This is a genomic window from Mycobacterium malmoense (assembly GCF_019645855.1).
Taxonomy (GTDB): Bacteria; Actinomycetota; Actinomycetes; order Mycobacteriales; family Mycobacteriaceae; genus Mycobacterium; species Mycobacterium malmoense.
In genome coordinates, this window is sequence record NZ_CP080999.1 from 1,497,814 (window position 1) to 1,517,719 (window position 19,906).

Below are 19,906 nucleotides of genomic sequence, written 5' to 3' on the forward strand. Positions count from 1 at the left end.
GCCGAGGATCAAGACTACCTACGCGGCGTGCTTTGCGAGCGCGACGCCGATTCGTAATTCGACGCGGCTGAAGGCGATCGTGGGTGCGCGTGGTGGGGCCGCCGACCGGTAGGTTTTGCCCGTTGGCGTGGTGAATTCGGCTGTGTGAGTGTGGGTTTCGTCGATACTCGCGCTGACCCGCCAGCCGGCGCTCTCTTTCGTGTAGTTGCAGCGCTCGCACAAGCCGAGACCGTTGTCCGCGCTGGTGGCGCCGCCCTGGGCCCACGGCTGCGCATGGTCGCGGTGGCGGATCGGCGCGTCGCAGTAGGGGGTGCGACAGCGCTGGTCTCGCCACCCGATGAAGTCGGCCAGGCCGCGCGGAAAAAGCCGCGCCCGTGACTCCATCGCCACCAGCGCGCCGACCCGGGGATGGGCGTAGAGCCTGCGCAGCGTCGCCCGGGAGCGTCGGTCGGTGACAGCGTTGGACACCATCGCGCGGGCGACGGCCGCCGGGATCGGGCCATAGCCGCTGACATCGGCCGGCGCGCTGTCACCGCCCAGCAGCGTTTCATCGGAGAGGACCAGATTCACCGCGACCGGAACGGGAACCGCCGCGTCGCGGCCCGTGACCCGTTCAACGAGGGTGTCTGCCATGACCTGTCCGCGCGAGCGCCCGTCGCAGCGGGTGTCCGCCTCGCGGCGCAGCGCCGCGTACACCGAAACTCCCTGGGCCACCGGCAACAACGCGGTCAGATACGTCATGGTGTCGGGCGCGGGCCGGATGGTGACCGTGCGTTCGTTTTCGGCCTTGGCCGCTCGTTCCACGACGGCATGCGGGTCCAGCCGGTAGGCGATCTCCTTGGCGGCCGCGGCCACCCGCGCGTCGCCCATTCCCTCAAGCTTGGCCGGGTCGGCGCACAACTCGGCGTCCAACGTGCGGCGGTCCTCAACGTCCAGGCACGCGCTCTCCCGCACGATCAGCGTGGCCCGCCACTCCGACAGTTCCCCGCATTCCAGCGCCGCCAGCGTGTACGGCATCTCGTGCACCAAAGCCTTGGCAAAGCCCAGATGCCGGCCGCCCCGGGCCGGTGAATCCCGTCGCGCCAGCGCGATCTCGCCGGCCAGGCCACGTGCCCGCTGCGCGGTCGGCACACCCGCGGCCGCCTCGGCGGCTCGACGCGCCGTGTCCAGCGCGGCCGCCGCGCGGGCCTGGCCGGCCGCCGCCGCGGACTTGATTCGCTCCAGCTCGGCGATGCGCGCGATCAGCGCCGATTCGTCGGCCAGAGGGTCGGCCGCGGCCAGTGCTTCGAACATGTGTTCGAGTATAACAGGACCACCGACATTCCCGCTACCCTGGCGGGATGAGCGCCAAAAGCCGGATCCGGACGGCGCGCGTGTACGACGACGCCAGCCCCGACGACGGCCAGCGCGTCCTCGTCGACCGCATCTGGCCGCGTGGGCTCCGCAAGGACGACCCGCGGGTGGGCATCTGGTGCAAGGACGTGGCGCCGTCGAAGGAACTGCGCGAGTGGTATCAGCACAAGCCCGAACGGTTCGGCGAATTCGCGTCGCGCTACAAGGCCGAATTGCGGGACAGCCCCGCGCTGGAGGAGCTGCGCAAGCTGACCAAACGCGGCGTCGTCACCCTCGTCACGGCGACCCGCGAACTCGACATCAGTCAGGCGGCCGTCCTCGCAAAGGTCCTGAGCGCCTCCGCTTAGCGTGAGACGATCGTGCGATGCGGCTGGGATTGCACGCGCTCGGAATCGGGGCGGGCGCCGACCGGGCGGTGATCGACGCCGTCGCGTCGGCCGCGGACGGCTGCGGCTTCGCCACCCTATGGGCGGGCGAACACGTCGTCATGGTGGACCGGCCCGCGTCGCAATATCCATACTCCGACGACGGCGTCATTGCCGTTCCGGCACAGGCGGATTGGCTTGACCCGATGGTCGCGTTGAGCTTCGCCGCCGCGGCCACGTCGCGGATCGGCGTCGCGACGGGCGTGCTGCTGCTGCCCGAGCACAACCCGGTGGTGGTGGCCAAGCAGGCCGCGAGCCTAGATCGGCTGAGCGGCGGTCGGCTGACACTTGGGGTGGGCGTCGGCTGGTCCCGGGAGGAATTCGCCGCGCTCGGGGTGCCGTTCGAGGATCGCGCGGCACGCACCGCCGAATACGTTGCCGCGATGCGCACGTTGTGGCGTGAAGACGTCGCCTCGTTCGACGGGAAGTTCGTCGGCTTCGATTCGATCCGGGTCAACCCCAAACCCGTGCGCGACCGTCGCATCCCGATTGTGGTCGGGGGCAACAGCGATCCGGCGCTGCGGCGCGTGGCGGCATGGGCGGACGGCTGGTATGGGTTCAATCTCGACGGCGTGGCCGCGGTGCGCGAGCGGGTCGACAGACTGGAGCGGCTGTGTGCCGAGTTGGGGCGTGATCGTGTTGAGTTGCGGCTGTGCGTGGCGCTGCGCAGTCCCAGCGTCGGCGACATCGATGGGCTCGCCGAGTTGGGCGTCGACGAGTTGGTTCTTGTGGGAGCGCCGCCGGACCGCCCCAAGGACGCCGCCGGCTGGGTTGCGGCGCTCGCCGACCGCTGGACGGGAGCGCTCACGTAGAGCCCCCGCCGGCGGATTGCTGCTCAGGCGGGCAGGTTGAGCAAATTCATGTTTGCGGTTAACCATGGATAGTTTCGAACTGAACTAAAATTCGGGGGGGGGGTTAACTCCAGGCTAAAAAAATCCCATACAAGCACTGGTTACCTGTCTACAAAAAATTTGCGAAATCCGACTATTGCGTGGCCAAATTCGACCGTTCGACCCAAAAACACCCGCAACCGATATTCCACTCAGCTACCTTCTGACCATCGTCGTCCGAATACCAGATTCAAGGAGATGGTCGTGGAACTTACAGCCCGCCCCCACATCGCCACTGGAGTTGCCCTGGCCGCCGCCGGCGTCGTCGCCGCAGCTCCGGTCACCCAGCACCTGCCCGATTTAGCTCAACGCCTCTCTCAGATGAGCGTGTCCGAAATCCGCCTCACCGACGCCGCGGGCGGCATGGTCGACCTGTTCTCCGGCGTGGAAAACGAACTCGCCTCGTTCACCAACGGGGCAAGCGCGGCAGCGGTGCCCGCAAGCTTCCTCGGCGACGTCGTCAACCCGTACGTCAGCACGATCGAGACCGCATGGTCCGGTATCCAGACGATCGGCAACGACTGGCTCGCCAACCCTTTCCCGGTCCTGTCGCAGGTTCTGACCAACCAGGCCAAATACGCGAACATACTCATTCCCGACGTCACAAAATTCCTGCAATCAGAGTTCAGCTACGTGACGACGGGAATGGTGCCGGCCTTCCAATCGGCGGCCTACTTGTTCTTCAACGGCCAGCCCGAAACGGCGATGACAAACCTCACCAAGTCGCTGTACGACGGTTTGTTTATCTTCCCAGGATTCAGCCTCGCTTCTGCCTTGGCGATCCCGGGCGACATCGCAACCAACTTCACGAACGCGGTCAAGGCAGTGACGAGCGAGTTTACCCTTTTGGACAATGTCGGTTCGCTTTTCTGGCCATTTCTCCAGGCAACGAGAGCGTTCGGAATTGCCGCGCAAAATTTTGAAGACGCAACCACCCCGGCAGCGGCGCTACAGGCCATCGCACAGGCTCCTGCAGTGGTAGCGAATGGATTCCTCAATGGCGGTGCTGACTCATTTAGCGCATACCCCGGACTTCTAGGCGTTCCCAATGTTAATTCCGGAGCGGGCGCTGTCTATGAGTGGCTGATCTCTCTGCCCCAGTCGGTCGCGACGTCGCTGGGGGCGAAGGCCGGAACGAACATATCCGCCAACCTGCCGAATGTGTTCAATGGGGTTTTCAATACGCTGTCGACCAACCTCGGCAATTTCGCCAACAGCATCGGTAGTGGATTGACGTCGATTCTGCAAGGTATTCCGTCGGCACTCGCAAATCTGCCCTCGATGATCGGTGCCCTTGCTACCCAGATCGGATCGTGGATCACCGCCCTCCTTGGGCTCCTCTGAGTCCGCTGGTGGGTCGCCGATGCGAGCCGGTGACCCCCAACGGCGTTCGGCCCCCTTCTCAAGGGGGCCGAACGTTTTCGGCGCGGTTGTCGGCTGGGCACGCAGCTATTCGGTCCCCATGACCGATACCAGTCGGACGACGGGCGACCAGAATTCATCCATGACGCCACCGTTGGTGGCCTCATCTTCTATGGCCCGGACGCGCCCATCAAGGCGGCCCTCCCTACTGGGCGTCGCATGCGAATGAATTATCGGCCATGAGCATCTACGTATGGCCCGCGCCGGCGTCGGCAACCTGGCCCGACTGAGCTGAAAGCCATTGGGTTGCAATGGGGTTTGTTATCCGCCGAGGGGTGAGCGGGGCATGAATTTGATGGGTGGCATTTTGGTGGCGATGCCCGCGGGGCTGTGTTCACCGCCCAGAGCGCCCGCGAGGGCTTGGGCTAGTGGGCTGGTTTGCATCCCAGCCACAGCTTGAGACAGCGGCACGCTGCTCACACTGTTAGACGGCAACAACGGCGCGGCCCGGCTCAGCTCACCGAGCCCGCCCGCGGCATTCGACCAGCCCGGCGGAATCGAAAGCCCACCCAGCTGGGTGGCGCTGGCCAACTTCGCCGAGATCGAGGACCCGAACGTACTGAGCTGATTGCTGATCCCCCCCACCACCAGCTTCATCTTGTCATCCACAAAATTACCGATCGTGGTCAACAATTCCTCCGGCCCCGAGGACACCAACCCCGCCCCACCGTTTTGACCCATCGAACTCATCTGCATCAACATCTGCGCCGGATACATCGCAAACTGCGCCACCACCGCAGCCTGCTGCAAACTACTCGTCGAACTCACACTGCTCAACGCGGTCGTGCCCAACGACCCCAACCCCAACTGACTAAGCACCCCCGCCAACGGACCCGAGGTCGTCAACGCCCCCAACGTCCCATTCACGGTGGTACCCAGGCTCGTCAACCCCGCCAAAATGCTGGACCCGTCGGTGATCCCGGCCGCCGGCGCCCCCACCACCGCCGCCGCCGTGGTGGTGGTGGTGGCCGGCGGTGTACTAAACCCCTGCACCTGCACCGCACTCGTGGCCGCGGCGGCATAACCATTCATCGCCGCCACATCCTGAGCCCACATCTCCACGTATTCGGCCTCGGTGGCCGCGATCGCCGCAGTGTTCTGCCCAAAAATATTGCTCGCCACCAACCCCGCCAACAACACCCGATTCCCCGCCACCACCACCGGGGGCACCGTCATCGCAAACGCCGCCTCATAGGCCGCCGTCGCCGCCTTCACCTGCACACCAGCCTGCACCGCCTGAGCCGCCGTCGCACTCATCCACGACACATACGGCGCCGCCGCCGAAACCATCGCCGCCGCCGAGGGACCCGACCACCCCCCACTTAACCCCGCAAGCACCGACTCATAGGACCCCGCCGTCGCATACAAATCCGTGGCCAACCCCTCCCACGCCGCCGCCGCAGCCACCAACGGCCCCGACCCCGGACCCGTATACATCAACCCCGAATTCACCTCAGGCGGAAAAAACGCGAAAAACATCCCAACCCCACCCCCCTAACTAGCCGCAGCAATATTAGCCACCTCAGTCACCGCATACGCCGTACCCCCACCCGCCAACGCACTAACAAACGCCTCATGAATCTGCGTCGCCATCAACGCCACCGTCTGATACGCCAACCCATGCGCAGCAAACTGCGTCGCCACCAACCCCGACACCTGATCCGCCGCCGGCGCCACCACCTGCGTCGTCGGCCCCGCCACCACCCCATTCTGCGCCGCCATCGACGCACCAATACTCGACAAACTATCCGCCGCAGCGACCAACAATTCCGGCGTAGCCCGCACAAACGACATAACCCCCACCCCTCTCACAAAACCGCCAAATTTAGTTGCCAGCGGCTGCGCCTAAACCGCTGACGGATCCATGCTGCCGTTGGAGTCGGCGCCCAAAACACAGCTGGGCGACCGGAACGCGTTCAGGTCGTTCCTACAGCGGGCAACATTACGACGAACATCTCCCCCCACGGCGATCATGAGAGTCCTTGCCGAGCAAAGCTCACCACACTTTTCCGTACTGAATTGGGCACCGCGACTTCTGCCGCAGCGCGCGAAAGCTGCGGTGCGGGCGTCCTTCCTGCACAGTTGTGGTGCGCAGGAAGGACGCCCAGCCCCGATTCCCAACTCCTACAGCAACGCCAAGAGCAGCGACGGCAGATGCAGCAGCAGTCCGCTGATTAGGTTCGGCGTCAGGGTGGCCGACAGCTGCGCTGCGGCGTTGGCGAGCAGCGGGCCAATTGTCGAGCTGAGGTTTCCTGCCAGCAGCGACGGTTGCACCGCATCGGCCAAATTCGGCAGTAGCGACGCGGCCGGGGCCAACACATTGCTCAGCGATACCCCGGCTTGCGCCGACGCACTGGTCAACGTGCCCGTCGACGAGCCACCCAGCGCGGCGGCGAGTTCGTTGGGCCAGGTGTACAGCAGTTGCTGAAGCAGGCTGCCGCTATTGAGCAGGCCGGTGAATGCCTTGCCGGTGGGGTTGAACACGGTGTTCGGGTTGATGTAGCCATTGAGAAGGTCGCCGACCAGGTCGGCGGGCACCTTGAGAGTGTCGGTCACCGCCCCTCCGAAGTTTCCGGAGGACAGGTCAGCCCCAATGTTGCCGAGGTCCCCCAAGAACCCGAAAGTGACGCTGATCTGCGGAGACAGTAGGGCACCGGTGAGGGATTGCAGGTTGTTGTAGTTCAAGAACGTCTCGACCACATTCGTCAAGGTCTGCAGGAATTGCCCGGGGAGCGTCGGCGTCGGCAGCGCGCCGGTCTTGGAGGTGCTGAGGATTGGGCTCAACAGGGGTTTCGTAATGTGCTGCAACGCCTCCAACGACCATGTGTCGTAGAAGCTGTAAGCGCTGTAGAAGTTGCCTTGCCCGAGAGCGGTCAGGATCTCTTGCAGCGTGCTGCCTGACTCCGTCACGCCATTATGCGTCAGGGTTCCCCCTAACAGCCCGAAGACGAAACCATCATCACCGCCGTACCAGCCGCCATAGAGCGCGGACTGCAAAGCTGACTCGGTGCCCGAAAACGCAGTGTTGAGTAGGCCGCCGGTACCCGACAGGTTGGCGCCGATCTGCTGCAGCAACCCGGGAATCGCAACACCGGCCTCGCCGCCCAGGGTCTGTAGGTTGGTGACCGCTTGACTGACGACATCTTGGTAGTCGCTGACCACATCACTGATCCCGCTGGTGAGCTGTACCGCCCGGTGCTCGATGGCTCGGTACTCGGTGCTAGACACGACGTTTGGCGCCAGCGGATTCACGGCGATGAGGCTGGCGCCGATTACGGCGACACCGGCGGCCATCAGCCGGTTTACCTGGGTCCCCGACTGCGAACGGTCGGACCGGAGGCCATGACCACTCGAATCGGGACGAAGAGCTACTTGCACGGCATCTCCTATTACTCAGCATCAATGGGGTGTGTCGCCAGAAGTGGGGACCAAACGAACGCTACCTAAGAATAGGCTGAGACACAATAGGCTTGCCTAACCTCACTGAGGTTAGGCATGTCTCACTTTTTCGCCGCGTGTCGTTCGCGCCCCGGCCGCCGCAACAAGGTGGCGTGCCGGTTCAGATCCGCGCCGCTATCCATTGGCCGAGTAGCGCGGCGGCCAGGCCGAGCACGACGCTGACCGCGATATTGGCCAGCGCCCAGAGCATCTGACGCTCCTCGCCGAGGCGCTGGGTTTCCAGCATCCAGGTGGAAAAGGTGGTGTAGGCGCCGACGAACGCGGTGCCGGTGAGCAGGGCCGCCTCCTTGCTCAGAGTCAAGCCCCCGAGAAAGCCCAGTAGCGCGGCCCCGCTGACGTTCACCGTCAGCGTGCCGAACGGAAACAGCTGGGCGGCCCGGCGGGCGACCACGCGGTCGACCAGGAAACGCAGCACCGACCCGATGCCGCCGATGAGCACAACGCCGACCCAGACCAGAGCCGTCGTGACTGCGGCCGTCACCCTCGCACCCGTGCCCGGCGAACCAACTTGGTGGCCAGGTGCACCGCCAGCAATCCCAACGTGATGCTGGTGACGGTATAGCTAATGGCCAGGCCCCAATGGCCGTGCTCGATCATCCTCAGCGTCTCGATCTGCACCGTCGAGAAAGTGGTTAGCCCGCCGCACAATCCGGTGCCGAGCAGGGGGCGCCGGTAGTTCGACGACGGCAACCGCTCCAGCAAGCGGGTGGTGAAATAACCCACGAGGAAGGCGCCGACGATGTTGACGGTGAAGGTCGGCCATGGCCACTGCTCGGTGTCGGGGGCGAGGGTGCTCAGCGCCGCACGAGCCAGGCTGCCGAGCCCTCCACCGGCGAAAATCGCCGCCAACTCCCGGTGGTCGTGTGCCACGCCTAATTCCCTTCGGTGCGCGAACGGTCGTTAGCAGCCTATGGGCAGACTGACCAGAGGGTGAACCCGGGAAGTACCTGAGAAGTCGGGAACGTGCCTGAGATGTCAGAGCGTCGGGTTACGGGCAGAATTGGTAGCCGTGGCCAACCCGCGTGCCGGTCAGCCGGCCCAGCCCGAAGACCTTGTCGATCTGCCCCACCTGGTCACGTCGTATTACTCGATCGAACCCGATCCCAACGACGTCGCCCAGCAGGTGGTGTTCGGCACCTCGGGTCACCGCGGTTCGGCGCTCGACGGAGCGTTCAACGAAGCCCACATTCTGGCGATCACGCAGGCCATCGTCGAGTACCGCACGGCGCACGGCACCACCGGGCCGTTGTTCATCGGCCGTGACACCCATGGCCTTTCGGAGCCGGCGTGGGTGTCGGCGCTGGAGGTGCTGGCCGCCCATGACGTCGTAGCCGTGGTCGACTCCCGCGACCGCTACACGCCGACGCCGGCGATCAGTCACGCCATCCTCACCCACAACCGGGGCCGTACCGAGGGGCTGGCCGACGGGATTGTGGTGACGCCGTCGCACAATCCGCCGTCCGACGGTGGCTTCAAGTACAACCCGCCCAACGGCGGCCCGGCCGACACCGACGCGACCAACGCAATCGCCAAGCGCGCCAACGAGATTCTGCGCGACGGGGTTTCGGCGGTGAGGCGGGTGCCGCTGGCGCGCGCCCTGGGGACCGTCCAGCGTCACGACTACCTGGGCAACTATGTCGACGACCTGCCCAACGTGGTCGACGTCGCCGCGATCCGCGGGGCCGGGGTGCGTATCGGCGCCGACCCGCTCGGCGGGGCCAGCGTGGACTACTGGGGCGCTGTTGCCGAACGGCACAACTTGGACCTCACCGTGGTCAATCCGCTGGTCGACGCGACGTGGCGGTTCATGACGCTCGACCACGACGGCAAAATCCGGATGGACTGCAGCTCGCCGGACGCGATGGCTGGGCTCATCCGAACGATGTCTGGCCACCCGGACCGCTACCAAATCGCCACCGGCAACGACGCCGACGCCGATCGCCACGGCATCGTCACCCCGGACGCGGGGCTGCTCAACCCGAACCACTATCTGGCGGTGGCCATCGACTACCTCTACACCCATCGGCCGTCCTGGCCGGCCGGCATCGCCGTCGGCAAGACCGCGGTCAGCTCGTCGATCATCGACCGGGTGGTCGCCGGCATGGGCCGCAAGCTGGTCGAGGTGCCGGTCGGGTTCAAGTGGTTCGTCGACGGCCTGATCGGCGGCACCATCGGCTTCGGCGGCGAGGAGTCGGCGGGGGCGTCGTTCCTGCGGCGCGACGGCTCGGTGTGGACCACCGACAAGGACGGCATCATCCTGGCGCTGCTGGCTTCCGAGATCCTGGCGGTCACCGGGCTGAGTCCGTCGCAGCGCTATCGGGAGCTGACCGCCGAATACGGTGCACCGTGTTATGCGCGCGTCGACGCGCCCGCCGATCGCGAGCAGAAGGCCCGGCTGGCCAAGCTGTCAGCCGAGCAGGTGACCGCGACCGAGCTGGCGGGGGAGCCGATCACCGCGAAGCTGACCGCCGCCCCGGGCAACGGCGCGCCGCTGGGCGGATTGAAGGTGACGACGGCCAACGCGTGGTTTGCCGCGCGACCGTCGGGCACCGAGGACGTGTACAAGATCTACGCCGAGTCCTTCCTTGGGCCCGAGCACCTGGCCGAGGTGCAGCAGGCCGCCCGTGAGGTGGTGAACCAGGTCATCGGGTAAGGCGCCCGACCAGCGACTTTGAACGGATCTTGCCGGTGGTGTAGCTTCGATGGGCACAACTTTTCGGGGCTATGGCGCAGCTGGTAGCGCACCACACTGGCAGTGTGGGGGTCAGGGGTTCGAGTCCCCTTAGCTCCACTTTTTGGATAATCTATCGTGACCTGATTTTTTTTGGTTTCAGCGTTAGCTGTCCCCGTCGTCTGGGTTGCTTTTTGACGACAACGAGCGGTTCGGGGTGTCGCCACATTCAGGTATGGATACCTCGAAGCATGGCAGCCCATCCGCTTTCGCCGTGGTAACCGCGACCGGCGGTGGCGGGAAGCGAGCCCACGGTGTTCATGTCGTGTCGATCTCAGCCGTGCTGTCGTGGGAATGGACCGCCGCAGCTTGCGGGGTAGGGGCCGTGATGATACGAGCCGCCCGTACCTCAAGCTTGCGCATCTTCTTGAGCCGTCGAGCGGCATTTCGGTAGTGCTGGGCGCCGGCTTCGGCCAGCTCGTTCTCCACCAGCTCGGTGTGCACAGGCAGTGCGGCGAGAGGGTCGAATTTCTCGTATGCCTTGGCGAGGTCACTCCAGGTGCGGTCGTCGTCAAGGCCAAGGTTATGGGCGAGGTTCCACGCGAGTGGGATGTCCTTGAGATGTGCCAGCGCAAAGACCACGGTGTCGCGCGGCATTGGTGCCAGGCGCGCGAATACGTCTTCGCGGTAGTCAGGCCACGCGGCGCTGGTGGCCTGATAGAGGTCTGCGGCGGTGGTCGACGATGGCCAGCGGCGGAATACCTCCACCCGGGCAGCCAGCAGGTCGTCGGGTCTATACCTAGCGAGGAGTTCACACCAGTAGTTTGCCGCCCGCCGCGACTGGTGGCCGGAGTCGAAATCGGTTGCCTGCTTTGCCCAGTCGATCGCGAGGTCGGTCTGGCCGATTTCCTCTAGGGCCTCGGCGGTGTGCTGACAACGACTTCCAAACCGGTACCGCCGCGAACCGTCTCTCGAGCACTTCGTTGGTCACGAGATTTAAGCCGGATGGCGAAGTTCGTGTTCGACCGCGCGGCGAATCCACGAGGAGACCGACCGGTCGTCCGCAGCTGCCGCCGCGCGTACTTGCTCCAACAGCTCGGGCGGGAAGCGGACCGGAACGGTGGCGGTCAGCCGACGGCGCCCTGGTCCCTGGGGTTCCTGGTTTTCCGGGCGCGCGTAGAACTCGTATTCCTCGTCGGGGGTCATGGGGTGGTTCATCTGTCTCTCCGGTATTGATCAGCGAGGTGTTTGGAGGCTTCGTAGCAGCCGATGGGGCGGCATCGTTTGGGGTTGCCGTTACGAGCAGGGGCGAGGGGCACCATCAGGACTGTGCCGTCGATTTCGGCGACCATCAGCCAGTGGGCGGGTGGTTTGGCGGGGTAGAACATCGGGTCGGAAGCCCAGACTTCGCGGACGTCCTCGATGCCCAGGTGTGGGTGCTTGAACAGGTGGGCGACTTGAGCGTCGATCTCGAACGGATCCTCTTCGTCGAGCAAATCCAGATCGAACAATTCGTCCGCCACATGTCAACTGTAATACAAACGGATACAAATATCCGGCTGGTTGGAGACTTTGCCCGCTCCCGGCAGTGTGGGGGTCAGGGGTTCGAGTCCCCTTAGCTCCACCACAAGGGCGTTGAGTTCAGCGACTTCCTCAGCGACCTCTCAGCGGTCCGTTAATACCCTGGCGCTCCAAATGTTCAGCACTGGTCGCTTCACGCGTATTCGAAATGATGCCAACGACTGTCGCGCGCCATCGGTCAGGCTCGGTCAGGTTCGGTCGCTACCACCCAGCGAGCTGGCGCAGGCATCGGTGATGGGTGCCCTGTGCGCGGCGATCGCGATCGTTGCGGTCGTCCTCCCGCACGCAGGGGGGCTGGGACTATTGGGCACGGTGCCGATGGGGCTGCTGGCCTATCGCTACCGGCTCCGCGTGCTGATCACCGCGACGGTCGCCGCTGGGGTGATCGGCTTCCTGGTGGTCGGTTTGAGTGGGTTCGGGGCGGTCGCGCTCTGCGCCTATGTTGGCGGGCTGGCCGGAATCGTGAAACGCCGTGGCCGCGGCACGCCGACCGTGATCGCGGCATCCTCGGGCGCCGGTGTTGTGGTTGGTGCCGTGGGTGTCGTCGCGTTGACCGTCCTGACCCGGCTTCGGCAGCTGGTGTTCCACGCGATCACCGCCGCCGTGGACGGAGTCGCGGCCGTCCTGGCACGGGTGCCGCACCTGCAGGCGGCCACGCAGGAGCTCAAGCGGTTGTTCGCCGAAGCACTGGATTACTGGCCGTGGCTCGTTCTCGGATACGCCGTGGTCGCGATCGTGGTCGCTTCGCTGATCGGCTGGTGGGCGCTGTCGCGGGTGCTGGAGCGGCTGGGCGGCATTCCCGATGTGCACAAACTGGACGCGTCGGCCGGCAACGGGCCGATCCAGCCGGTCCCGGTGCAGCTGGACGAGGTGCGCCTCCGCTACCCACACACCGACCACGACGCGCTGCGTACGGTCAGCCTGGACGTGCGGGCCGGCGAACATGTCGCGATTACCGGCGCCAACGGCTCGGGGAAAACCACGCTGATGCTGATCCTGGCCGGCCGCGAACCGACATCGGGCACTGTCGAACGCCCCGGCGCGGTGGGCCTCGGTCAGCCCGGTGGCACCGCCGTCATCATGCAGCATCCGGAAAGCCAGGTGCTGGGCACGCGGGTCGCCGACGACGTGGTCTGGGGACTGCCGCCCGGCAAGATCACTGACGTCGGCCGGTTACTCGCCGAAGTCGGGCTGGCCGGCCTCGCCGAACGCGACACTGGCGGCCTGTCCGGCGGGGAACTGCAGCGCTTGGCGGTGGCCGCGGCACTGGCGCGGGAGCCGGCGCTGCTCATCGCCGACGAGGTCACCAGCATGGTCGACCAGCAGGGCCGCGACGCGTTGCTGGCCGTGTTTTCCGGCCTGACCGACCGCCACCAAACCGCTCTGGTGCACATCACCCACTACAGCAACGAGGCGGTTTACGCCGACCGCACAATCAATCTCAGCGATTCGCTGGACAACACCGCTATGGTCGAGACCGCGCCCGCGCCGGCGCCGACGGCTGCGGCGGGACACCAATCCCAGGCGCCGGTGCTCGAACTCGCGAGCGTCGGCCACGAATACGGCAGTGGCACCCCGTGGGCGCAGACCGCGCTGCGCGATATCAGCTTCGTGGTACACGAGGGCGACGGGCTTTTGATCCACGGCGGCAACGGCTCCGGTAAGTCGACGCTGGCGTGGATCATGGCCGGATTGACGACTCCGACCACAGGCACCTGCCTCCTCGACGAGCGCCACACCTCTGAGCAGGTCGGCGCGGTTGCGCTCCAGTTCCAAGCGGCCCGGCTGCAGCTGATGCGCAGCCGCGTCGACCTGGAAGTGGCATCGGCGGGCGGGTTTTCGCCGGACGATCACGCCCGGGTGACCGCGGCGCTGGCCGTTGTGGGCTTGGATGCCGCGCTGGCGAAGCGGCGCATCGACCAGCTCAGCGGCGGCCAGATGCGCCGGGTGGTCCTGGCCGGGTTGCTGGCGCGGTCGCCGCGCGTCTTGATCCTCGACGAGCCGCTGGCGGGGCTGGACGCCGCCAGCGCGCGCGGTCTGGTGCGGCTGCTCGCGGATCGTCGCCGCGACACCGGCCTGACCGTGGTGGTTATTTCGCATGACTTCGCAGGGCTGGAGGAGCTGTGCCCGCGCATCCTGCACCTGCGCGACGGTCTGCTGGAACCGGCGCCGGACGCGGCCCGGGGCGATGAGTTGACGGCGACCACACCGGCGCGGCATCCGGCCCGGCGCCCACCTCGACCCGTTGTGCTGCTGCGCCCGGTGCCCGGACACTCCGCCATCCACCAGCTGTGGGCGGGCACCAAACTGATTGTTGCTTTTGGTATTTCGGTGTTGTTGACGTTGTACCCGGAATGGCTGACGATCGGACTTGTGGCCACACTGGTGCTGGCGGGAGCGTGGGTCGCCCACATTCCCCGAGGCGTGCTGCCGTCGCCGCCGCGCTGGCTGTGGATCCTGCTGGCCGTCGTCGGCGGCACCGCGATATTGGCCGGCGGTGGTCCGCAGATCCAGGTGGGCACGGTTTCGCTCGGTCTCGGCGGCCTGTTGGAATTCCTGCGCCTCACCGCGCTGTCGATCGTGTTGCTCGGGATGGGCGCGCTGGTGTCGTGGACGACCAACGTCGCCGAAATCGCGCCGGCAGTAGCCACTCTGGGTCGCCGACTGCGACCATTGCGAATCCCGGTCGACGACTGGTCGGTCGCGTTGGCGCTCGCGTTGCGTACTTTCCCGATGCTGATCGATGAATTTCGGGTGCTCTACGCCGCGCGCCGGTTGCGGCCCAAACAGACACCGCGGACTCGCGGGGCGCGCCTGCGGTGGCTCGCGGCAGACGTGATCGACCTGATCGTCGCGGTCGTCACCGTGACACTGCGGCGCGCAGACGAGATGGGCGACGCGATCACCGCTCGCGGCGGCACCGGCCAGATCTCGGCGGCCCCGTCGCGGCCGAAACGGGCCGACTGGGTGGCACTTTCGATCGTATCGGTGGTGTGTGCGGCCGCCTTGGCGGCAGGGTTGGTGTTGGGCGGCTGATCTGGGCCGCTGCTTGAGATGCTTTAGAACCGCACCAATGCCGGCACGTCCGCAAGCGTGCAGTTGGGGATGCGTTCGGCTGCGCGCAGCAGAAAGTTGAGCTTTTCGATGCGCTCGCCCGACCGCGGTGCGCCGTTTTTCTGGAACGGCGCCCCCAGTCCGACCGCCAGGTCCATCACGACATCGTCGATAACACCACCCGACCTACCCGACGGGATCGCCAGAATGGCGTTCTGCGAGGCGTATTCGAAGCAGTCCAGCGCCTCGGCGATAGTCCCCACCTGATTGGGCTTCAGGATGAAGCCGTCCACGGCCGAGGTCTTTACGGCGCGTTCCAGGCGGTCGCGGTTAGTGACGATCAGATCGTCGCCGAGGATGATCGAGCGGTCAATGTTCTGAACCGCTTTCGTAAACCCCTCCCAGTCATCCCCGTCGAGCAGGTCCTCGATGAATACCATCGGGAAATCCTCCGACAGCGCCCGGGCATAGTCGATCAGAGCCTCCGCGGTAACCCGCTCGCCGTTCAATGCGTATGTCTGCGTGCTCTTCTCGTACACCTCGCTGGATGCACAGTCCAGTGCAAACGCCATGACGTCGGCACAGCCGGCGCGCTCGACCGCCTCGGCCAGCAGCTCCATCACGATTCGCGGGTCGCTGGACGGAGCGACATACCCGTACGACGCTGCCACCAGCGGTGCCCGGCCGAGTCGCCGGGCAAGCACCTCGCCCAGCGCTCCAAACAAAGTCACCCCCTTCTCGACTGCGGACTCGATGGAGTCGGCGCGATAAGGCACCACCAGGAATTCGTTGAACGTCTGGAAGACATCCCCGTAGCGGCCGCCGTTGATCATGTTGAAGCTGGGCGCCGGCACGGTTGTCGGCGGTTTGAGTCCGAGCAGTGAGCCGACGTAGTTGTAGGTAGGCATCCCCGCCGCGGCGGAAGCCGCACGCAGCAGCGCGATCGAGGTGGAGTAGATCGCGTTTCCGCCGAGCCGGTGCTTGTCCGGGGTGCCGTCGAGTTCGATCATGACCCGGTCCAGGGACCGCGGGTCGTCGAGTTCGGCGCCGACAAGAACGGGGGCGATTTCGTCGGTCACGACGGAGACGGCGCGATGCACGCTAAGCCCGTTATATTCGGCCCGGTCTCCGTCACGCAGCACGAACGCTTCATGCACGCCGACCGAGGTTCCCGTCGGCGATGCGCCGCGGCCGACATGACCGGTGTCGGTGGTGATTTCAACCTCAACCAAGGGACGTGCCTTGCAGTCCAGCAGCTGACGGGCGACGACGGATTCGATCCGCATCAACGACCTCCCGGTGCCCAAAATCGTGCTACCCGCAAACCCCGCACCAACGCAACGCGTGTCCCGATTCGCTACCGCGTCCTGCCCGATGGCAAGTATCAGCGTCACGAAACGCCATCCAGCGCAGTCGAATCCACGGCCACCGTGCCGGAAAGGCAAGGCGCTCCGTCCATCGACATGGCAGCGCCAGCTTATGACGGGACCGCTGAGAAGCCGCTGAGAAACTGGGTGACCTCATGCCCACGCGTGGGGCGCCGCGCCGTCATCTCGGTGGCTGCTGTCTTGCCAAGGGCATTCTTTGGCAGTTTCTGCCGCATCCTCCGTCGACATGGCCGCGGCTTCGCCCCGGGCCAGTGCACCGGTGGCGATGAAAACCAAGATCACTCCGGCGAGCAGCACGAATTTGTCTGAGCCGCTGGTGTGCAGCGTTTCGCCGAGGACAGACATACCCAGTATCGAACCGATCACTGGCTTGGCTACGACCGACGTCGGCAGCGCGGCGGTGAGCGAGCCGGCGCGGAATGACGACTGTTGAAAGACCATCCCCGCCAGTGCGGCCGGTATCCAAAAATAGAACTCAGCGGTGCTCAACAGCGGCCCCAAGCCTGCCCTGGCCGCCTGGATTACCGCTTTGGTAAGCACCGCGAACAACGCCAGCGACGAGCCGGCGACGAGCGCAAACAACATCGCAGCGAACGATGCCGACCAAATGCGGGCGCCGAGAACGCAGAAGACCAGCGCCGGGCCCATGATCGAGGCGACCACAATCCAGGATTGCAGCGAGCCGCGCGCTGCGCCGGCGCCCGGATCGCCGACGGCGACGAGTACCGCCAGCGCGCCGGTCAGCAGAAGCGCCCAGGTCCATTCCCAGCGAGTCAGACGGCGACGGGTCATCCGCGCGTAGATGGGCAACGCGAACAGCAGCGCGGTCACCTGTAACGCCGTCACCATCACGACCGATCCCAGCGCCAGCGCCGCGGCCTGCAACGCATAGTTGGCGATCGCCCCTCCGGCCCCCAGCCACCACCGCACATCACGCACCGACAGGCAAAAGAGCTCGAGGTGGCCGACGTTTCTGTCGGTGATCTCCTGCGCGGATCGTTGCCGGACCACATTGCCGAGCGCGGACGCGAAGGCAGCGAATAGGGCCAGGACAACGGCGACACCCGTTTTCGTCATCCGCGGCTTCCTTTCAGCGGTCGGTTCGCATGCCATGGACCCGCCGGCCGCATCGATGTCGGCGCGGCTCCATGTCCACCGCGGCGACTGGTATTGGCGGAACGAAACACTCTGCAATGCAGTCGAATCCAGCGGCCGCGCGCGGGAGGGGTGAGATGAACCGTCGTCAACATGGGAGCGCCAGGATATGGGCGGGTCGCTGAGAAGCCGCTGAGGACGGCATCGAGCTGGATACCGGGCGCCAACAAGATCGTGAGCTCGGTGGTTCCCAGCGACTCTCAACCTTGCAGAATCAGACTATGAGGGTGTCATCCTGGCCGCTACGGCGAAGTGAGCTCGCGCACCTGCTGCGCGTGCCCCACTTGGGTATCGCCGCTCGCTCGGCCACGGTCTCGGCGATGGTGGTCCTGTTTGCCCTTACGTTCGCGGGTGCGAGCTTGGACCTGATCTTGTATCGGTCGTTGCTGGCCGGTGTCGACGACGCCACCGTGGGCAGAGTTCGCGCCATTGTTGACGCCCTGCACTCGGATTCGCCCGACGATCTAGACAGCACGCTGCTGACCACCAACCAGCGAGTGGTCGCAGTTCAAGTGGTAGACCCCGATGGCAAGGTGGTGAGGCGGTCCGGGTTGGCGCCTGCAACACCGCTGATACCCATTACCGAGTTTGATCTCAACTTGCGCCGCGGCATGCCAGACGATGCGGTGCCCAAGGACGACATGCGTGTGAGTGCGCAAAGGGTCAACACCGCAGCCGGTGAGTACACGGTGATCGTCGGAGGAGGTAGCGAGGCAGTCGAGGCGACCGCACGGATCGTCGCGCTGCTGTTCGCCTGCGGCGCACCGATCATCATCGGGGTAGCGGCGACTGCCAGCTACAGGCTCGTTCGCCGGTCACTCCAATCCGTGGACGCTATCCGCAGCCGGGTGGCTGAAATCTCAACCTCCGACTTGGCCGAGCGGGTACCCGTTCCCGCGAGTCGTGACGAAATTGCAGCCCTGGCGGTCACCATGAACGAAATGCTGGAGCGCCTCGAAGCCGGCCACCGCGCGCAAAAGCAGTTCCTCAGCGACGCCTCTCACGAACTACGCAGTCCGCTGGCCACCATCGTCTCCGGATTGGAAGTCGTCGAAGCTCATCCCGACCTACTCAATGCGGAATTGGTGATCGACACCCTGCTTCCCGAGGCCCACCGCATGCGCTTGCTCATCGAGGATCTACTTTTACTCGCCCGCGCCGACGAACAAAGCCTGGTGATGCGCAAAGAGCAGGTGCCGCTCGACGAACTTGCCGAAGTGGAGGCCGCTCGTGTGCGGCGCGGCGTGCACTGCGCGATCCACACCACAATCTCCCCGGCGCGTTTGATCGGCGACTCGGCAGCGGTCTCGCGGGTGATCCGCAATCTGGTGGATAACGCTGTCCGCCACGCGAAATCGCGCGTCGACATCAGCGTCGGCAGCCGAGGCGACAACGTCGTACTCATCGTCGGTGATGACGGCCCAGGTATCGCCCCGGCCGACCGAGCCCGGGTCTTCGAACGGTTCCTGCGCTTGGACGCAGACCGCGCCCGCAGCGGCGGGGGAACCGGCTTGGGCTTAGCGATTGTCGCCGAGGTCGTGGCGGCCCACGGTGGCACGGTCAGTATCGACGACCGTCGCGGTGGCGGAACTACGATTATCGTGACGTTTCCTCAACAAACCAACCGGTAGCCGACACCACGAATCGTCTCAATAGTATTGGTACCGAAAGGAACATCGATCTTGCGACGCAGATACCCTACATACACCTCAACAACATTGTCAGGCCCCTGGTAGTGGGCATCCCACACGTTGCGCAAGATCTTGGCCTTAGTCACCACCCTGTCCTTGTTGCGCATGAGAAACTCCAGCAGCCCGAACTCACGAGGAGTCAACGCGATCTGCGTCGCGTCGCGTTGCACCATGTGCCGAACGGGATCCAAAGATAGCGATCCAGCGGTCAACACCACCGGCCGCTCTGGCGCGCCGCGGCGCACCAACGCGCGCAGGCGCGCCACCAGCACTCGAAACGAAAACGGTTTTGTCAGGTAGTCATCGGCTCCAAGGTCGAACGCGTCGGTCTCGTCGTACTCACCGTCCTTGGCGGTCAGCATGAGCACCGGCGTCCAAACGCCTCGCGCTCGCATTCGACGCAGCACCTCGTATCCGCTGTGCCCGGGGAGCATTATGTCGAGAACCACCACGTCGAAGCTGTTCTCGGTGGCCTCGTGCAGACCCTCGACGCCCGTGCCAACGGCGACTACGACGAAGCCTTCGGCCTTCAACCCCAAAGACAGAGTCGCCGACAATCGTGGCTCGTCCTCGACGAGGAGAACTCTCATGTCGGTACGCTACTTCGCGCGCCATGTGTGGGAAAAATCGCGGCGAATCACTGTGTCAAGGTTTGCGGCTTCGCGCGGTGCCACGGTGGTATCAAACAGGCATCATCCAGGCCACGGGAATGACTCTGCGTTCCAGCGAGCAGCAAGCGGAAGCGCTGCGCCGGCAGGCCGCCGCGCTGCTGCACTCGCTGGCGCGGAAGGCCTTACTTATTGGCCAAGGCGTAGCT

At 65.3% G+C, this 19,906-nt stretch carries 18 protein-coding genes and 1 tRNA gene; 7 read left to right on the forward strand and 12 right to left on the reverse strand.

Going from position 1 to position 19,906, the window contains the following annotated elements:
• Nucleotides 1-18: 18 nt before the first annotated feature.
• Nucleotides 19-1,293: an HNH endonuclease gene (locus tag K3U93_RS07090; protein ID WP_083010346.1), complete on the reverse strand. Its 1,275-nt coding sequence runs from the start codon at nt 1,291-1,293 to the stop codon at nt 19-21.
• 47 nt (nt 1,294-1,340) lie between these two features.
• On the opposite strand from K3U93_RS07090, the gene K3U93_RS07095 reads away from it, so the two are divergent.
• From K3U93_RS07095 to K3U93_RS07105, 3 genes are all read left to right on the forward strand, one after another.
• A complete protein-coding gene (locus tag K3U93_RS07095; RefSeq protein ID WP_071513342.1) occupies nt 1,341-1,700 on the forward strand; it encodes a DUF488 domain-containing protein in 360 nt (119 codons plus the stop codon).
• Nucleotides 1,701-1,717: 17 nt separating this feature from the next.
• Nucleotides 1,718-2,590 carry an LLM class F420-dependent oxidoreductase gene (locus K3U93_RS07100; protein ID WP_083010347.1) on the forward strand — a complete coding sequence of 291 codons (873 nt, stop codon included), beginning with the start codon at nt 1,718-1,720 and terminating at the stop codon, nt 2,588-2,590.
• Nucleotides 2,591-2,872: 282 nt separating this feature from the next.
• Nucleotides 2,873-4,012, forward strand: coding sequence for a hypothetical protein (locus K3U93_RS07105; protein ID WP_139796893.1), 1,140 nt, complete (start codon nt 2,873-2,875; stop codon nt 4,010-4,012).
• A 339-nt stretch (nt 4,013-4,351) separates the two neighbouring features.
• On the opposite strand, the gene K3U93_RS07110 is transcribed toward K3U93_RS07105, so the two are convergent.
• The 5 genes from K3U93_RS07110 to crcB (K3U93_RS07130) all read right to left on the reverse strand — a co-directional run bounded on the left by K3U93_RS07110 (nt 4,352) and on the right by crcB (K3U93_RS07130) (nt 8,419).
• Nucleotides 4,352-5,569 carry a PPE family protein gene (locus K3U93_RS07110; RefSeq protein WP_220688593.1) on the reverse strand — a complete coding sequence of 406 codons (1,218 nt, stop codon included), beginning with the start codon at nt 5,567-5,569 and terminating at the stop codon, nt 4,352-4,354.
• A gap of 15 nt (nt 5,570-5,584) precedes the next feature.
• A complete protein-coding gene (locus K3U93_RS07115) occupies nt 5,585-5,884 on the reverse strand; it encodes a PE family protein (RefSeq protein ID WP_220688594.1) in 300 nt (99 codons plus the stop codon).
• Between the two features lie 330 nt (nt 5,885-6,214).
• Nucleotides 6,215-7,384: a hypothetical protein gene (locus K3U93_RS07120; protein WP_071509260.1), complete on the reverse strand. Its 1,170-nt coding sequence runs from the start codon at nt 7,382-7,384 to the stop codon at nt 6,215-6,217.
• Between the two features lie 265 nt (nt 7,385-7,649).
• On the reverse strand, nt 7,650-8,030 hold the full coding sequence (gene crcB / locus K3U93_RS07125; RefSeq protein ID WP_083010592.1) for a fluoride efflux transporter CrcB: 381 nt from the start codon (nt 8,028-8,030) through the stop codon (nt 7,650-7,652).
• Entirely contained in the window at nt 8,027-8,419 is a 393-nt protein-coding gene (gene crcB / locus K3U93_RS07130) for a fluoride efflux transporter CrcB (protein ID WP_083010591.1), read from the reverse strand. The genes crcB (K3U93_RS07125) and crcB (K3U93_RS07130) overlap by 4 nt, the downstream gene beginning before the upstream one ends.
• A gap of 139 nt (nt 8,420-8,558) precedes the next feature.
• Between crcB (K3U93_RS07130) and pgm the strand changes: the two genes are divergently transcribed.
• Entirely contained in the window at nt 8,559-10,202 is a 1,644-nt protein-coding gene (pgm, locus tag K3U93_RS07135; protein WP_083010590.1) for a phosphoglucomutase (alpha-D-glucose-1,6-bisphosphate-dependent), read from the forward strand.
• A 65-nt stretch (nt 10,203-10,267) separates the two neighbouring features.
• Nucleotides 10,268-10,340 (forward strand) — tRNA-Ala (locus tag K3U93_RS07140).
• A 198-nt stretch (nt 10,341-10,538) separates the two neighbouring features.
• Here K3U93_RS07140 and K3U93_RS07145 read toward each other — a convergent pair.
• From K3U93_RS07145 to K3U93_RS07155, 3 genes are all read right to left on the reverse strand, one after another.
• Entirely contained in the window at nt 10,539-10,988 is a 450-nt protein-coding gene (locus tag K3U93_RS07145; protein WP_083010589.1) for a hypothetical protein, read from the reverse strand.
• A gap of 228 nt (nt 10,989-11,216) precedes the next feature.
• On the reverse strand, nt 11,217-11,438 hold the full coding sequence (locus K3U93_RS07150) for a YlcI/YnfO family protein (RefSeq protein ID WP_071509979.1): 222 nt from the start codon (nt 11,436-11,438) through the stop codon (nt 11,217-11,219).
• Complete coding sequence (locus tag K3U93_RS07155) at nt 11,435-11,743, reverse strand: hypothetical protein (protein WP_071509980.1); 309 nt, start codon at nt 11,741-11,743, stop codon at nt 11,435-11,437. The genes K3U93_RS07150 and K3U93_RS07155 overlap by 4 nt, the downstream gene beginning before the upstream one ends.
• Nucleotides 11,744-12,035: 292 nt before the next feature.
• Between K3U93_RS07155 and K3U93_RS07160 the strand changes: the two genes are divergently transcribed.
• Nucleotides 12,036-14,837 carry a DUF2232 domain-containing protein gene (locus K3U93_RS07160; RefSeq protein ID WP_083010588.1) on the forward strand — a complete coding sequence of 934 codons (2,802 nt, stop codon included), beginning with the start codon at nt 12,036-12,038 and terminating at the stop codon, nt 14,835-14,837.
• 23 nt (nt 14,838-14,860) lie between these two features.
• Here K3U93_RS07160 and eno read toward each other — a convergent pair whose 3' ends face one another.
• Nucleotides 14,861-16,144 (reverse strand): phosphopyruvate hydratase, encoded by a 1,284-nt coding sequence (gene eno / locus K3U93_RS07165; RefSeq protein WP_083010607.1) that lies wholly within the window; start codon nt 16,142-16,144, stop codon nt 14,861-14,863.
• 231 nt (nt 16,145-16,375) lie between these two features.
• Complete coding sequence (locus tag K3U93_RS07170) at nt 16,376-17,320, reverse strand: DMT family transporter (RefSeq protein ID WP_083010587.1); 945 nt, start codon at nt 17,318-17,320, stop codon at nt 16,376-16,378.
• Between the two features lie 398 nt (nt 17,321-17,718).
• On the opposite strand from K3U93_RS07170, the gene K3U93_RS07175 reads away from it, so the two are divergent.
• Complete coding sequence (locus tag K3U93_RS07175; RefSeq protein ID WP_230981605.1) at nt 17,719-19,029, forward strand: sensor histidine kinase; 1,311 nt, start codon at nt 17,719-17,721, stop codon at nt 19,027-19,029.
• Here K3U93_RS07175 and K3U93_RS07180 read toward each other — a convergent pair.
• Nucleotides 19,011-19,679: a response regulator transcription factor gene (locus tag K3U93_RS07180; protein WP_071509982.1), complete on the reverse strand. Its 669-nt coding sequence runs from the start codon at nt 19,677-19,679 to the stop codon at nt 19,011-19,013. The two genes, K3U93_RS07175 and K3U93_RS07180, sit on opposite strands and share 19 nt — an antisense overlap.
• Nucleotides 19,680-19,906: the final 227 nt, after the last annotated feature.